16 protein-coding genes, 1 tRNA gene and 1 other RNA gene are annotated in these 14,470 nt (G+C 67.2%); 9 read left to right on the top strand and 9 right to left on the bottom strand.

Features of this window, described 5'->3' with window-relative positions:
* Window positions 1-15: 15 nt before the first annotated feature.
* The 3 genes from AB0I35_RS07790 to AB0I35_RS07780 all read right to left on the bottom strand — a co-directional run bounded on the left by AB0I35_RS07790 (window position 16) and on the right by AB0I35_RS07780 (window position 2,117).
* On the bottom strand, window positions 16-1,305 hold the full coding sequence (locus AB0I35_RS07790; protein WP_357395060.1) for an aminotransferase class I/II-fold pyridoxal phosphate-dependent enzyme: 1,290 nt from the start codon (window positions 1,303-1,305) through the stop codon (window positions 16-18).
* A 130-nt stretch (window positions 1,306-1,435) separates the two neighbouring features.
* Window positions 1,436-1,530: signal recognition particle sRNA small type (ffs, locus tag AB0I35_RS07785), an RNA gene on the bottom strand.
* A gap of 26 nt (window positions 1,531-1,556) precedes the next feature.
* Window positions 1,557-2,117 (bottom strand): TetR/AcrR family transcriptional regulator, encoded by a 561-nt coding sequence (locus AB0I35_RS07780; protein WP_357395059.1) that lies wholly within the window; start codon window positions 2,115-2,117, stop codon window positions 1,557-1,559.
* Between the two features lie 147 nt (window positions 2,118-2,264).
* Here AB0I35_RS07780 and AB0I35_RS07775 point away from each other — a divergent pair, with 147 nt between their 5' ends.
* The 3 genes from AB0I35_RS07775 (at window position 2,265) to AB0I35_RS07765 (ending at window position 4,089) form a co-directional block, all read left to right on the top strand.
* On the top strand, window positions 2,265-3,266 hold the full coding sequence (locus AB0I35_RS07775; protein ID WP_067494648.1) for a hypothetical protein: 1,002 nt from the start codon (window positions 2,265-2,267) through the stop codon (window positions 3,264-3,266).
* A gap of 67 nt (window positions 3,267-3,333) precedes the next feature.
* Window positions 3,334-3,421, top strand: a tRNA-Ser gene (locus tag AB0I35_RS07770).
* Window positions 3,422-3,675: 254 nt separating this feature from the next.
* A complete protein-coding gene (locus AB0I35_RS07765) occupies window positions 3,676-4,089 on the top strand; it encodes a DUF5994 family protein (protein WP_133734144.1) in 414 nt (137 codons plus the stop codon).
* A gap of 1 nt (window position 4,090) precedes the next feature.
* On the opposite strand, the gene AB0I35_RS07760 is transcribed toward AB0I35_RS07765, so the two are convergent.
* A complete protein-coding gene (locus AB0I35_RS07760) occupies window positions 4,091-5,536 on the bottom strand; it encodes a threonine/serine exporter family protein (RefSeq protein ID WP_357395057.1) in 1,446 nt (481 codons plus the stop codon).
* 85 nt (window positions 5,537-5,621) lie between these two features.
* Window positions 5,622-5,753 (bottom strand): hypothetical protein, encoded by a 132-nt coding sequence (locus tag AB0I35_RS07755; protein WP_255284036.1) that lies wholly within the window; start codon window positions 5,751-5,753, stop codon window positions 5,622-5,624.
* Window positions 5,754-5,879: 126 nt separating this feature from the next.
* Between AB0I35_RS07755 and AB0I35_RS07750 the strand changes: the two genes are divergently transcribed.
* Both AB0I35_RS07750 and AB0I35_RS07745 read left to right on the top strand, forming a co-directional pair.
* Window positions 5,880-6,518, top strand: coding sequence for a helix-turn-helix transcriptional regulator (locus tag AB0I35_RS07750; protein ID WP_357395056.1), 639 nt, complete (start codon window positions 5,880-5,882; stop codon window positions 6,516-6,518).
* 270 nt (window positions 6,519-6,788) lie between these two features.
* Window positions 6,789-7,235 carry a helix-turn-helix transcriptional regulator gene (locus tag AB0I35_RS07745; protein WP_357395054.1) on the top strand — a complete coding sequence of 149 codons (447 nt, stop codon included), beginning with the start codon at window positions 6,789-6,791 and terminating at the stop codon, window positions 7,233-7,235.
* Here AB0I35_RS07745 and AB0I35_RS07740 read toward each other — a convergent pair.
* Window positions 7,232-8,614: a wax ester/triacylglycerol synthase domain-containing protein gene (locus tag AB0I35_RS07740; RefSeq protein ID WP_357395451.1), complete on the bottom strand. Its 1,383-nt coding sequence runs from the start codon at window positions 8,612-8,614 to the stop codon at window positions 7,232-7,234. The genes AB0I35_RS07745 and AB0I35_RS07740 overlap by 4 nt on opposite strands.
* Window positions 8,615-8,708: 94 nt before the next feature.
* The gene (locus tag AB0I35_RS07735) at window positions 8,709-8,918 is read right to left on the bottom strand and encodes a DUF397 domain-containing protein (RefSeq protein WP_067494664.1); all 210 of its coding nucleotides are present in this window, start codon (window positions 8,916-8,918) and stop codon (window positions 8,709-8,711) included.
* A 420-nt stretch (window positions 8,919-9,338) separates the two neighbouring features.
* On the opposite strand from AB0I35_RS07735, the gene AB0I35_RS07730 reads away from it, so the two are divergent.
* From AB0I35_RS07730 to AB0I35_RS07720, 3 genes are read left to right on the top strand one after another with little or no spacing between them, the layout of a single operon-like run.
* Complete coding sequence (locus AB0I35_RS07730) at window positions 9,339-9,824, top strand: DUF309 domain-containing protein (protein ID WP_357395053.1); 486 nt, start codon at window positions 9,339-9,341, stop codon at window positions 9,822-9,824.
* Window positions 9,825-9,834: 10 nt separating this feature from the next.
* The gene (gene gluQRS / locus AB0I35_RS07725; protein WP_357395052.1) at window positions 9,835-10,755 is read left to right on the top strand and encodes a tRNA glutamyl-Q(34) synthetase GluQRS; all 921 of its coding nucleotides are present in this window, start codon (window positions 9,835-9,837) and stop codon (window positions 10,753-10,755) included.
* 43 nt (window positions 10,756-10,798) lie between these two features.
* Entirely contained in the window at window positions 10,799-11,485 is a 687-nt protein-coding gene (locus tag AB0I35_RS07720) for an RDD family protein (RefSeq protein WP_357395051.1), read from the top strand.
* Between the two features lie 73 nt (window positions 11,486-11,558).
* Here the strand turns inward: AB0I35_RS07720 and AB0I35_RS07715 are convergent, their stop codons facing one another.
* Window positions 11,559-12,119: a DUF4190 domain-containing protein gene (locus AB0I35_RS07715; protein WP_357395050.1), complete on the bottom strand. Its 561-nt coding sequence runs from the start codon at window positions 12,117-12,119 to the stop codon at window positions 11,559-11,561.
* An 84-nt stretch (window positions 12,120-12,203) separates the two neighbouring features.
* On the opposite strand from AB0I35_RS07715, the gene AB0I35_RS07710 reads away from it, so the two are divergent.
* The gene (locus AB0I35_RS07710) at window positions 12,204-12,977 is read left to right on the top strand and encodes a queuosine precursor transporter (RefSeq protein ID WP_357395049.1); all 774 of its coding nucleotides are present in this window, start codon (window positions 12,204-12,206) and stop codon (window positions 12,975-12,977) included.
* Window positions 12,978-13,102: 125 nt separating this feature from the next.
* Here AB0I35_RS07710 and tgt read toward each other — a convergent pair whose 3' ends face one another.
* The gene (gene tgt, locus AB0I35_RS07705) at window positions 13,103-14,356 is read right to left on the bottom strand and encodes a tRNA guanosine(34) transglycosylase Tgt (RefSeq protein WP_357395048.1); all 1,254 of its coding nucleotides are present in this window, start codon (window positions 14,354-14,356) and stop codon (window positions 13,103-13,105) included.
* Between the last annotated feature and the right edge of the window lie 114 nt (window positions 14,357-14,470).

Raw genomic sequence — 14,470 nt, 5'->3', positions numbered from 1 at the left:
GGGTTTCGTTCGTGGTCAGGCTTCGAGCAGTTTCTCCGTCGCGGCCAGCAACACACAGGTCGCCAACCCGTCCATCGCCTTCTCCAGCTCCGGCAGCTGCGGGAAACTCGGCGCGATCCGGATGTTCTTGTCCTCGGGATCGTTGCGGTACGGGAACGCCGACCCAGCGGCCGTCAGCGCGATCCCCGCGTCCTTGGCCAACGCGATCACCCGCGCCGCCGTCCCCTCGAGCACATCGAGACTGATGAAATACCCACCCTTGGGCTCGGTCCACGAAGCGACCTTCGACGCCCCGAGCCGATCCTCGAGAATCCGGCGCACCAGCGCGAACTTCGGCTCGAGCAACCGCCGATGCTTCTGCATGTGCTCACGCACGCCTTCGGCGTCGGTGAAGAACCGCAGGTGGCGCAGCTGGTTGAGCTTGTCGGGGCCGATGCTCTTCTTGCCCGCGTGGTCGAGGTACCAGTCGATATTGGCCTTGGACGCACCGAAGAAGCTCACGCCCGCACCGGCGAAGGTGATCTTGGAGGTCGAGGCGAAGACCAGCGGCCGGTTCGGGTGACCGGCCGCCGCCGCCATGCCGAGCACGTCGAGCACGGGTGCGGCGGTGTCGGTGAGCGGGTGCACCGCGTAGGCGTTGTCCCAGAACAGGCGGAAGTCCGGTGCCGCGGCGGGCATCGAAACCAGTTCGCGCACAATCTCTTCGGAGAAGACAACGCCGGTGGGGTTGGAGTAGTTCGGCACCGCCCACAGACCCTTGATCTGCGGGTCGTTTGCCAGCAACCGCGCGATGGCGTGGGTGTCGGGGCCGTCGTGGCGCATCGGGATGGTGATCATCTCGATGCCGAGCGCCTCGGTGATGGCGAAGTGCCGGTCGTAGCCGGGGGCGGGACACAGCCACTTGATGGGCTCGTCGGAGGCCCAGCGGCGCGGGGAGTCGGGGCTGCCGTAGAGCATCGAGAAGACGATGATGTCGTGCATCATCTCGAGGCTGGCGTTGTTGCCCGCCACCAATTGGTCGACGGGAATGCCGAGCAGTTCGCCGAAGATGGCGCGCAGTTCGGGCAGGCCGGTGAGGCCGCCGTAGTTGCGGCAGTCGGTGCCGGTGCCGTCGCGGAAGTCGCCGTCGCCGGGTAGGGCCAGCAGGGGCGAAGAGAGGTCCAGCTGCTCTGGTGACGGCTTACCTCGGGTGAGGTCCAGCGTGAGCTTCTCGGTCTTGAGCGTCGCGTAGTTCGCGGTCTGGGACTCGTGCTCGGACACGAGTTCCGCGTGGCTCATCAAACCGATCTGCGTTTGCCGGGGCATCCTGGGCAGCCTTTCGAAGCAGCAAGGTGGGGTGTACCCGCAACGTTACCCGGCGGTTGCCGGGAATCGGCAGGGTATCCGGGGAGGATGGGCTCGCACGCTGCGAAGGTGTGCAGCGGAGTCCCGAAATTTAAGGGGACCCCGCGCACCCGGCAGAGCCCGTTGACCCTTGCTGCCTTCCGGCCCTGGGGGAGTTCACAGGATGCGCGCCGCGCGGGATCCGTCGGCCAGTGTAGCCGCAATCGCGCGCACTAGCGATTTCGGGGCTCGAACAGCAGGTCGGCGGCCCGGCTGAGCACCTCGACACGGGTGCGCCCCTCGTGATCGGCGGCGAGGAAGTGCCCGCCGATCACGGCGCAGAAGGCGAGCAGGGCGCGGGCTTCCACTTCGTCGGGATCATCGCAGAATTCGCCGATCGTCTCGCGCAGCAACGCCATTCGCGCGTTGTCGACGCGGCGCAGGCGGGTGGCGACGTCGTCGTCGCGGCGGGCCCAGTCGCGAACGGCCAGATCGATCGGCAGCAGCCGGTGATCCGAGAGGGTGAGGACACCGGCCATGCGCGCGCGGTTCTTGGGGTCGAGGCCCGCGTTGTCGACCTTGGCGAGCACCTCGTCCACGGCCTCGCGTTCCCAGGCTTCCAGCATCGCGGTCAGCAGGGCCTCGCGGTCGGCGAAGTAGCCGTAGAAACCGCCCTTGGTGACGCCGATGCGTTTGGCGAGCGCTTCCACCCGCACCGCGTCGACACCCGAGGTGGCCAGCACGTGCAGCCCCTCTTCGATCCACCGTTCGCGTGGTGTTCGCGCGACGCCCACGTGTGCTCCGTTTCTGCTCGCCCGACGACGGAAGAACCAGTGTACGTAGGCGTATAGATACGCCATCCCCTGACGAAGCTGGCTACGATCAGTGCGATATCGGCAAGGGGGGTCCCGGTTCCCCATGACTACGAGGGGGTTCCGCGCGTGACCGGCCCGAACCAGCAACCGCCCGGCGGCGACGTACCGCCGTCCGACCCGACTGTGCAGTGGTGGGAACGCCCAGGCCCCGACTCGGGTCAGCCACCACAGCAGGCCGATCCGACCATCCTGCGCGGCGACATCGGCACGCCCGGCCCCTACACCGCGCCGCCCGCACCGCAGCACAGCGGCGCCAACCCCTACACCGCTCCCCCGGCGGCGACGCCGTACCAGAGCGGTGCCAACCCCCAGCCCTACACCGGCATGCCGTACCAGGCGGGCGCCACCGCCCAGCCGTTCGCGGCGCCGCCGCAGTACCCGGCCCAGCAGTGGGGCACGCCGCCGCGTCCGCCGTCGTCGGGCAACAAGGCCGTGTGGTGGATCGTCGGCGGCGCGGTGCTGCTGGTCGGCGTGCTGGTGATCGGCCTCATCGCGTTCGCCGCGAACAAGGCCGACGAGACCAACCCCTTCGGTCCCAACCCGTCCGAATGGGAAGGTGACTACGCCTTCCAGAAGGGCAAGAACGCCTGCGACCTGATCGACCTCACGGTGCTCAACCAGTGGTCATCGACCAGGGAGACGACCACGCACACCGAGCGTGAGCCCTCGGAGTACGGCGGTGGCGGCTCCTACAACTGCGATGCCAAGAACCAGGACTCCGGCCGCAGCGGCACCGGCGCGAAGATCTCGCTCGAGGTGGCGTTCAAGTCCAGCTACGAGACCGAATCGGACTACTCGCGCTGGAAGGGCTACGACACCAAGACCACCGGTAAGGACTACGACCACGGCCCGCTCAGCGGCCTCGGCACGGAGGCGTACTACGCCTACGAGCAGCGCATCTACGGTTCCATCCCGAACGACTACATCTACGTGGTCGCCGCGCACGACAGCAATATCTCGGTGAAGGTGGAGATCGAGGTGGACAAGATGGGCAGTGTCGACAAGTCGACCCTGCGCTCGGCCGCCGAAACCCAGGTCCGCAAGGTCCTGACCGCACTGAAGAAATAGCAGGTCAGTGGGGTACGACGGGGGCCGGTTTGGCATCGGCCCCTGTCGACCCGCTATGCTGCTCCACGGAGGATTCGCCTAGTGGCCTATGGCGCTCGCCTGGAACGCGGGTTGGGTTAACGCCCTCAGGGGTTCAAATCCCCTATCCTCCGCCACAGCAGGGCCCTGATCGGTTCGCCGGTCAGGGCCCTGTTCGTTTAATTCGGTGGATCTGTCGGTGGGTGTCCGTAGAGTGACCCCCCGATGGTGCGGGAGACCCCCACCGCACCCGACCGCCGTCGTCGCCGCGATAAATCGCGCGTGCAGACACAGCGGAACTGGGTATTAAAGGCTTCGTGCCCGTCGAAACCGACGGCGCACACCGGCCGGCGCCGAGAGCGCCGGCCGAACACACCAAGAGGAAACTTTCGTGAGTACACCTGACACGACTATCGGTCGCGACACGGCGGGCCCGATCCGGCTGATGCTGCGCGACCGCAAGACGGCACCCGGCCCGATCGACGGCGCCTGGTGGCCGCGCACCGACGCGCCGATGACCGAGATGCACCAGCTGGTCACCGCGGTCGGACCGCAGATCGGCAAGCTGGCCCAGCTCGGATTCGACTGGACCGCCGACGAATCCGGCGCCGACGAGGCCGCGCGCATCATGCACCTGGTCGGCAGCAACGGCGCGAGCCTCGCGCTGCTCGTCATCCCCGCCTCCACCGAGGCGGCCGCCGCGCGCAGCCAGATGCGCTGGGCGGCGGGCAAGCCCCGCATCCAGGATCCGGCACCGGCCGACACCGCCGCCGACGGACCGCGCACGCTGATGGGCGCGGTTTGAGTCAGCGGTCGCTGGTGTAGGTCGGGTCGAAGTCGCGCGGTGTGCCGCGGCGGCTGAGCAACCGGTCGAACCATTCACCGAGAATGACCCCTGCCGCCAGCGCGCACCCCACGCCGAAGGCACCGAGGATCTGCCCGAACCCGAGCAGCGTTTCGTCCTCGAGCAAGGCATACAGCCCTCGGTACACCTTCAGACCAGGCAGCAGCGGCGTGATGCCCGCGGCCGCGACGACCAGCGGCGGGGTGAGCGCGCGCCGCGCCATCAGACCACCGGCCATGCCGATCAGCGTGGCCGCCGCACCCGAGGCGACAACCGGCCCGAACCCGATGTCCTGGACGACCAGGTAGGCCGCGGTGCCGCCCGCACCGCTGAGACCCGCCGCGAACAAGGCCCGCCGCTCGGCGTAACAGGCCATCGCGAACGCGACCGCCGCCACCGCACCGGCACTGAGCTTGAGCGCGAGGAACTCGGTATCGCGACCCGCGTTCGCCGCGATCTCGGGCACCTCGATCCCCAGAATCGTCGAAACCCGCAGCGCCAGACCGATCCCCGCGACGATGCCGCCGGTCATCATCACCACTTCGAGCATGCGGGCCGCGGCGGTGACCGGCGCACCGGTGATGGCGTCCTGCACCGAACCGACCAGTTGCAACCCGGAGAGCAGCACGGTGATCCCCGCCGCGACGATCAGCGCCGCATCGGCTCGCCATTGGTCACTGAACGCGGCCAGCGCTATCGCCGGGGTCGAGGCGATGACGCCACCGATCATGTTCTGGAAGAACAACGGCAGACCGAGCTGATGCAGCGCCCGGTTCACCAGGTCGATGACGGCGGTCGTCGCGAAACTGATCACCGCGAGCATCACGCCGCCGCCGAGCAGCACCGCGATGGCCGCGGCGAGCAGCGACCAGCCCGCCGTCGAGACCCAGCGTGGATACGGGTGCCGGGCGGAGACGATCTCGTCGAGCGCGGCGTGCGCGTTCTCCACCGGAACCACCTGGGTGCGGATGCGCCGGGTCAACCGGTCGACGGCGGCGAGGCGGGTGAAGTCGAGCGACCGGTACTTCACCACTCGCATGTCGCTGGCCGGCGGCAGGTACGGGCCGCGGTCGGCCCAGATGCGGATGGCGTCGAAGGTGACGTCGATATCGCATTTGTCCAGACCGTAGGTGGAGGCGATGAAGCGCACCTGCGCGGAGGTGTCGCCGACACCGGTACCGGCGGCGAGCACCACCTCACCCACCCGCACCGCCAGATCGAGTACCTGCGACACCTCGGCGTCGTCGGTGAGGTCGATCGGCCGCAGCGGGGTTGGCGCGGCGACGATATTGTCGGCGGTCGCGCGTTCGAGCGGACGCCAGAACGGGCGGCGCAGGCGCAGACGCGGACGCGAACCGAGGCGTCCGAAGGACGAATCGTCGCCGTCCGCCGTGTGCTCCGCTGTCATACTTCGACCGTAACGGCGTTTCGTGCCGGTTCGCCGTCTCGTCACGAGTTCGTCAACGTGTCGTTCGTAACTCCCCGCGACCTGCTCAGATGTCGTCGATCAGACCCGTGCTGTAGGCGGTGGCGGCGAGGTGCTGCAGGCAGCGTGGTCCGCACCCGTCGTGCTCGGTCAGCACGAAACGGGCCTGCTGGAGCGAAGAGATGGGAGAATCGGCCACGCAGTCGGCATGTGCGGTGCGCCAGTGATGTTCGATATCGCCGGTGACGACCCGTGGCGGCGGGTCCGGCGCGGATGTGTCGGGCAGGGTGTGACGGTAGGGGCCGGCAATGGAGGCGATGACTGTATGAACACCGGGACGGGGAAGGTGATTCAGGAGCGGCGGCGCTTGCTCGGGCTGTCGCAGCCCGCGCTCGCCACCGCCATCGGGGTGAGTTCGCGGCAGATCACCCGGTATGAATCCGAGGAGCAGTCGCCGACCCTTCCGGTCGCGATCCGGTTGGCCGACGCGTTGCGCATCTCGCTGGCGGAACTGGCCGGGATCGTCGACAACCGGGTCGACCTGGCGGGCCGCTGGTGGGCAGCCTGGCAGAAGGCGGCGAAACACGGCGACGAGGTCGAGGTAGCGGAGGTGACGATCCGGCACGAAGGCGACCACCTGCTGCTCGGCACCGCCGAAACCGCTGCGGCCGAGGATGATGCGGGCCCGGGTGTGCGCGGCGAGATGCGGGTGTGGGACGGCGACGCGATCACCGGCTGGGTGCGTGGCATGGATGTCGCCTTCCCGGTCGGCACCATCTACTACTCGCTGCACCCCCAGGGCGCTCATGCGGTGGGCTCGTGGACGACGAAATCCGGCCCCGACGGTGTGGTGCGCGGCTGGAGCGCGCTGGCCAGGGAGAAGTCCGACGCCGAAAAGCTTCTGCTGGAGATGTTGCGCGGCGACGGTGTCGTCGAATCGTGGCCGGGCGCCCGTTCGGACTGAATCCTGCGGCGAATGTCGGCGACGGTCGGACGGCCGGTGACGGTCTCGGCGGGCGGTAGTAACAGCAGGTACCGGATGAGTGCCCCGAATCCCAAGAGGCCGACGGCAATCCACAGGTAGAGATCCATGCTTCCCCTCCGAACGTGTCAGTGCTGCACGGGTGGCGCGGTATGGTTCTGGTGAAGCCGCCAGGAAAAGTATGGTCACTGTCAAGACCTTTTGGACAGCAAAAACCGTCTACAAACGTCTACAGTTCTCTACGATGGCTGCATGTCCAGTCGGGGCGAGCAGGGGAGACTCGTAGGCGCGCGGTTGCGGCGGCTGCGGGAAGAAGCCGGATTGTCCTTGGCGGGGTTGGCCACCCGCGTTCCGTACAGCCGGGCCGCGCTCGGCCACTACGAAACCGGCACGCGCGCCGCGCCTTCCGAGGTGATCGACTGGTATGAGCGGGTGCACGCCCAGGCGGTGCCCGCCCTCCCCCGCGTGCGGCGCGATCCGCGCGCGGCCGATGCGGCACTCGCCACCGCTATCGCGCATCGGACCGGCCGTCCCCTCATCGAGATCGGCCGTCCGCACCAGGGTGACTCGGGGTACTTCTGCCCGTTCCGGATCGACGGGTTGATCGAGGGTGAGGCGGCGGGCACCGATGCGACCACCGCGCTGCGTTCGGCGCTGCGGGCGATCGGCGACGAGCTGGGCTTGGCGGGCAGGCGCTAGCCACGCACGGCGTCCACCGCTTCGGCGAGCAATGCCAGGTACCGATCGGGATCCGGCACAGCCGCTTTGTCGGAATGCACGGATAGCGTGATGGTTTCGCCGAGCCCGTGGATGCCGTGGGTCAGGTGCATGACGGTGCCGAGTGCCGGAAATCCGCCGGTGAACAGGACCGGTGCGCCCGCGAAGGTGAGGTCGGCGGCGCCACGATTCACGCTGGAGACGACGGTGTTGCCGTCGATCGCCCGCGGTGGTGTGTCGAGGTCGGCACGGGTGACGTCACGCACCGCGAACAGCGCGGGGACGGTGTCACCGACTTGGTCCTGCACGGCGAGAAGCGGATTCAGCGCGCGTTCGCGACGGGTTCGCAGTTCCTCGGCGATCAGTTCGGCACGGGCGCGCAGGTCTGGTTCCTCGATATGCAAGTCGATGGACAGACCCCGGTAGTTGTTGTGCGCGTTGTTCGATGCGGGCACAGCCATCGGAAGTGCGGCACCGAGGCGTTCCGGTGCTCGACCGTGCTCGATGAGGTAGGTGGTGAGTGCACGCGAAATCGCCGTCAGCGCAAGCACTGTCACTGTGACATGCGGGCGGCGAAGCGCATCCGCGGGGACGACGAGCATGCGGACCTGATGATCGAGGGCCGCGACGGGCCGCATCGCATTGAGCGCACCGGGTGTGAAGCCGGTTGTGGGTGCGGGCACTTCACCGGCGGCCGTGCGCTCACCGAGTTCCCGCTGGGCGCGGCCCGCCGCCAGACCACGGCGGAACGTCGCGACCAGCTGCTGCGGAAAACGTAGTATCCCAACCACACTCGGAGCCATCCATCCACAGAGTTGTCCCCAGTAATCCACAACCCGCACCGGCGTTTTCACAGGATCTACTCGGTGTTTCACCGCGTTATCCACAGGCACATCGGGAACCCTGTGGATAAACAGGGATCTGGTGAGTGCGGCCGCACGGGTGCCGTCGGCGAGAGCATGCGACATCTGAACCACCGCGACCAGCGACGGCCCGGTCGACATCGGCGCATCGCGGACACCACGGAAGACGTGCAGCCGCCAGGGCCGTACGGTGGCGTCCACGCCGGTACCCAGAAGTTCGCCGAGCCGGTCGAGCAGAGTGGGCCACGGCAGGCCGTCGGGCCGGTGAGCAATGAATTGCTGGGGAATGAATTCGGCCGGAATCCAGTGCGGATAGTCGAGGTCGCCCGCGATCTCGCGCAGCCGACGGCGCAGACCGGGAATGAGCGCTACGCGTTCGGCAACGACGGCGCGCAGTTCCTCAGTAGGAGTGGGGGTTTCGGCGAAACAGTAGAGCAGGAACACATCATTGGCGGTGCGGCGCGACAGCCAGAACATCGTCGCGTCGCGCGGGGCCATTCTGGTCACCCGGCCACGATAGGCCACGCCGAGAGAAGGCCCCGAGTCCTATCGACCCGGGGCCCGGACTGCCCGGTTCAGGCGCATTCGCGGTTCAGCCGCGCGCGAACTGTCCTGCGGTGACGTCGGCGAGAAACGCTCGCCACGCTCCTGGTCCGAAGGCCAGCACGGGGCCACGCCCGTGATCCTTGGTGTCGCGGACCGCGATTTCGCCGCCGGTGAGAAAGGCGACTTCCACGCAGTTTCCATCGGGACCGCTGTAGGTGCTCTTGCGCCACACAGCGCCCGTCACATCAACCTCCACAGCACTTGCTCCTTTGCATCAGTGAGAACGGGATAACACCGCCGAATCGGTTCAGCATTTCCGATTTCCGGCGCGACCGACGAGTTACTTCGTGGCACCCACAGCACTGCCACCCGGAACGCGCAACCGATCGGCACGAACCAGCGCATGAGGCGTTTCCGCCTCCGGGGGCTGCCCCCGCGGAAGAAACACTAGCAGGTCTTCCGCAAGTTTGCGGATGAGAATTTGCTTTCTCATATCCGTTTGCCAAGCTTGCGAAGGTTGGGGTTTGCGGCGGCATTGCCGGAGCCTCTTACCCATTCCCCACAGGCTTGACACATGCGGATTTACTTCCGTGTGATTGGTTCGTGATACGTCACATTCCTGCTGGCCTCACAGGCCACATCAGCACCATCCGATGTGGACGTGGATCATGGGGGAATGATCTCCCGTGACCGCGACGCCGCAGGTCGTGCTCGTAACGACCGCCCACGCGACCGACTCGGCCGACCACTGCCGCCCGGCAGTGCCGGAGTCGCCCGAATTCCCGACGATCTCGAGTTGACCCCCCAGCAAACTCTGACCTTCGCCCAGCAACTGCTGGACGACGGATTGGCATTCAACGCACACGAGGTTTTGGAGGCGGCTTGGAAGAACGGGCCGGTTGCCGAGCGGATGCTCTGGCAGGGTCTTGCCCAATATGCCGTCGGCCTGACCCACATCCAGCGCGGCAACACCAAGGGCGCGACCACGCTGCTGCGGCGTGCCTGCGAGCGGCTCGACGCCTACCCGGCGAATGCCCAGCAGCACGATGTCGATCGTGCGGGCCTGATCTCCTACGCCGAACAGCTGCTCGACGCCATCGACGGCGGCGCCCAGCTCACCGACGAACAGCTGAGGCCGAGGCTGCGCCGCACGACCGACTAGGATCGGACAGGTGTCCAGTTCACCAGGTGCAGGCCGCTACGCCCCGAGCCCCTCGGGCGAGCTCCACCTGGGCAATCTGCGCACCGCCATCCTGGCCTGGCTCTACGCCCGCACCACCGGGCGCGCGTTCCGGATGCGCATCGACGACCTCGACCGCGTCCGCCCGGGGGCGGCACAACGCCAGCTCGACGACCTCGCCGCCATCGGGCTCGACTGGGACGGGCCGGTCCTGCGTCAATCCGATCGGCTGGCGGTCTACGAGTCGACGATCGAGGAACTCACCGCGGCCGGGCGCACCTACGAATGTTTCTGCACCAGACGCGAAATCCAGCAGGCCGCCGCCGCACCGCACGGGCCGATGGGCGCCTACCCCGGCACCTGTCGCACCCTCACCGACGCGCAGCGTGCCGCTCGCCGGGCCGAAGGCCGCTCGCCCGCAGTCCGATTGCGCGCCGACGTGACCGACTACGAGATCACCGACCTGCGCCACGGCCGCTACCGAGGCGCCGTCGACGATCTGGTGCTGCGCCGGGGTGACGGCATCCCCGCCTACAACCTCACCGTCGTGGTCGACGACGCCGCCCAGGGTGTGGATCAAGTGGTGCGCGGCGACGATCTGCTGCCGTCCACCCCACGCCAGGCCTATCTCGCCGACCTGCTCGGCCTGCCACGGCCCGTCTACGCCCATGTTCCGTTGGTACTCAACACCGAAGGCAAGAGACTCGCCAAACGCGATGGGGCGGTGAGCCTTTCCGACCAGATCGCGCTCGGCAACACGCCCGGCGACGTGGTGGCGGCGATCGCCGATTCGCTCGGATACGCCGCTCGCACAACGGCAGAGCTCCGCGAGGTTTTCGACCCGGCGCGCATCCCGGAGAAACCATGGATACTCGAGCCTATCGGGTTGTTCCAACCAGACCGATGTCCGTAACGTACGCAACGACCGATCTACTGATCACGACGAGGACGAATTTATGACCAGCGGTGGTTACGACCCCAATCAGTACCCGCAGGGCGGTCAGCCCGGCGGCTACGGCCAGGACCCCTACGGCCAGCAGCAGCCGGGATACGGACAGCAGCAGCCTTACGGTCAGCCGAATCACGGCGGACAGCCGCTGCCCGGCTACGGCCAGGCGGACCCGTACGGTCAGCAGCAGCCGGCCTACGGTGCTCACCCGTATGGGCAGCAGCCTCAGCCCGGTTACGATCCCTACGCTCAGCAGGGTTTCGGTGGGACGCAGGCCGGTGACCTCGGCACGCGCTTCGGCGCCCGATTCATCGACAGCCTCATCGTCGGTATCCCGATGGCCATCGTCAACTTCATCCTGCCCGCCAGCACCATCGTCACGTTCGTGATCATCCCGATCCTGAGCACCCTGGCGCTCGTCGGCTACAACGTCGCCATGGAGGTGACCCAGGGCGCGACCGTCGGCAAGAGGCTGCTCGGCCTGCGCGTCGTCGCCCCCGGTGGCGCACCGAAGCTGACCCCGGAGGTCTCGCTCAAGCGCAACATCTTCCTGGTGCCCTCGGTCATCTACTGCCTGGGCAACCTGGCCACCACCGGTTTGATGATCTACATCGCGGTCACCATCAACAACGACCCGAACAAGCAGGGCTGGCACGACAAGCTCGCCGGCGGAACCCAGGTCGTGAAGGGCTGATTCAGCTCCGACCTGCGCAAAATCCGAGGGGCGCTTCCGGATTCCGGAAGCGCCCCTCGTTCGTCCGCGAAAGTCAGTAGGTGGAGGAAGAGTCCATCCCGCCGACCACGCCGAGGACGACCACGAAGACGATGTAGAGCAGCCAGAGCACCAGCGAGATGGCACCGATCCAGATACCGGCCTGCGCCATTCCCTTGCCCTCACCGCCGCGTTCCTTGATCTGGTTGATCGCCATCACACCGAGGATGATGCCGACGATCGAACCGACGCCACAGCTGCACAGGCCGATCAGCGACGACACCAGCGCGCCGATGGCGAGGCCGTTCGTGCCCTGCGGCTGCGGGTACCCACCGTAGGGGTTGTAGGCCCCGGCCGCCGGATACCCGCCGTACTGCGGCTGCTGCGGATACTGCGGCGCCGCCGGCTGCTGGTAGTTCGGGTACTGCGGCTGCGACGGCGGCTGTTGCTGCGGGTATTGCGGCGCGGACTGCTGCGGATTGGACGGGTAGCTCGAAGGCTGCGACGGCGGGGTGGTCGGGTACTGCGGCACCGAACCCGGCGCGCCGGACTCCGGGGACACGCCGGAACCGCCGTACTGCTTCCACCACTCGTCGGAATCGCCGGGATTCGTCATTGCTACAGCGTATTGCATTCCTTGTTGGAGCGCTGGCGCGCTCGAGGCGGGGGCGTTCGTGCCCCTGCTGGGAGGATATAGCTCGTGACTGATACGAATTCGCTCGACAAACCCGCCGAATCTGGGCACCCCGCGCCGGAGCACGCGGCATTCGCCCAGGTAGCGCGGGGGTTCTATCCGGTAATCGTCGCCGTGTTCACCGCGACGCTGATCATTTCCAACATCTGCGCCACCAAGGGCGTGGAGTTCTTCTCCGGCAGCTCGGTCGTGCTCGGCCCGCTGCAGATCCTGCCGATCGCCACCGACGGCGCGTTCTTCCTGTTCCCCCTGGCCTACATTCTGGGTGACGTGCTCAGCGAGGTCTACGGCTTCCGCGCCACTCGCCACGCCATCTACACCGGTTTCGCGGCGCTGCTGCTCACTGTCGGCTGCTTCTTCGTCGCCGTCCGGCTGCCTGCCGCCGGTTTCTACGAGAACCAGGAAGCGTTCCGCACCGTCCTGGGCACCACCCCACAGCTGGTGCTCGCCGGGCTCGCCGGGTACTTCGTCGGCCAGCTGCTGAACTCGGCGACGCTGGTGTTCATCAAGGAACGCACCAAGGAAAAGCACCTGTGGGCCCGGCTGATCGGGTCGACCGTGGTCGGCGAGTTCGCCGACACCCTCATCTTCTGCTCGATCGCCGCCCCCGCGATCGGCATCGACACCTGGCAGTCGTTCGTCAACTTCGTGATCGTCGGCTTCGTCTGGAAGACCGTGTGCGAGGTGCTCGTCCTCCCCATCACCTACCGCGTCATCGCCATCCTGAAGAAGAAGGAGCCCTCCTACGCGCCCGCGAAGGTCGACGCCCTCCACGACTAGCCGCCACCTCGAGCTCGACCTCACATCGCGGATCGAGCGCAGCTGGTCAGTTGATCACCACGCTCTGGTAGCGGGCGGCTCCGGCCGTTGCCGCCACCAGAGCGTGATCAAGCATGCAGCGCCGCCTACTCCCCCGGCGCTTTGACGCGGCCCTGCCACTGGCCGAGGAATTCCTTCTTGAACTCGTCGAAGTAGCCATCTTCGATGCTCGCCCTGATCCGGTCGACCAGGCGGACGGTGAAGCGCTCGTTGTGGATGGTGCACAGCGTCGCCGAGAGCATCTCCTTGGCCTTGAACAGGTGATGCAGGTAGGCGCGGGTGTAGTGCGCGCAGGTGTAGCAGTCGCAGTTCTCGTCGATGGGGGTGAAATCGCGGCGGAAGCGGCTGGTGTTGATGTTGAACCGGCCCTCGTCGACGTAGATCGCCGCATTGCGCGCCACTCGCGAGGGGTTCACGCAGTCGAAGGTGTCGGCCCCGTTCTCGATGGCGACGAACATGTCCTCGGGCTCGCTGATGCCGAGCATGTGCCGCGGCTTGGCCTCGGGCAGCTCGTCGCAGCACCAGCCGACGATGGTGCCGAGATTGTGTTTCTCCAGCGCACCGCCGATGCCGTACCCGTCGAATTCCGTTCCGCCACTGCCCCGGATCGATTCGAGTTCACGACAGGCCTTGCGGCGCAGGTCTTCGTACTGCGCACCCTGGATCACCGCGAACAGCGCCTGATAGGGCCGGTGCGTGCGAGCGGCGGTGAGCCGTTCGTGTTCGTCGATGCAGCGTTGCGCCCACTCGTGCGTACGCTGCAGCGACTTCTCCTGGTAGCCACGGGTATTCATCAGGGTGGTCAGTTCGTCGAAGGCGAACATGATGTCGGCGCCGAGCTGGTGCTGGATGCCCATCGACACCTCGGGGGTGAACCGGTGCTTCGATCCGTCGAGGTGGGAGCGGAAGGTCACACCGTCGTCGTCGACGGTGGCGAGGCGTTCCTTGCCCGCCGCGATCACCTGATCGGAGCGCACCCCGACCGCCTCCATCGCGAGCACCTTCTTGAAGCCGACACCCAGCGACATCACCTGGAAACCACCGCTGTCGGTGAACGTCGGCCCATCCCAGTTCATGAACTTCCCGAGCCCGCCCGCCTCGTCGACGATGTCGGACCCCGGCTGCAGATACAGGTGGTAGGCGTTGGCGAGCAGTGCCTGCGCCCCCAGCTCCTTCATCGTCTCCGGCAGCACCGCCTTCACCGACGCCTTGGTCCCCACCGGAACGAAGGCAGGCGTCGCGATCTCCCCGTGCGGAGTGCCGATGACACCGGTACGCCCGTGCCGACCCCCGTCGAGACGGGTACCTACGGTGAAGGAGAACTCACTGGAATCGGCCACCCGCCCATCGTGCCAGCCACGCACATCCCGACCTCGAGGAGGGATCGCCGCGCAGCGGCGGTCGGCGGCCGTCCCGACGATCAGGTGCCGTTGCGTAGGCGACGAAGGAGCAAG

Origin of the sequence: Nocardia sp. NPDC050378 (assembly GCF_040655675.1) — a bacterium.
Lineage (GTDB): Bacteria > Actinomycetota > Actinomycetes > Mycobacteriales > Mycobacteriaceae > Nocardia > Nocardia coubleae.
Note: the sequence above shows the minus strand (reverse complement) of the source record. Positions and strands in the feature narration are given on the sequence as shown.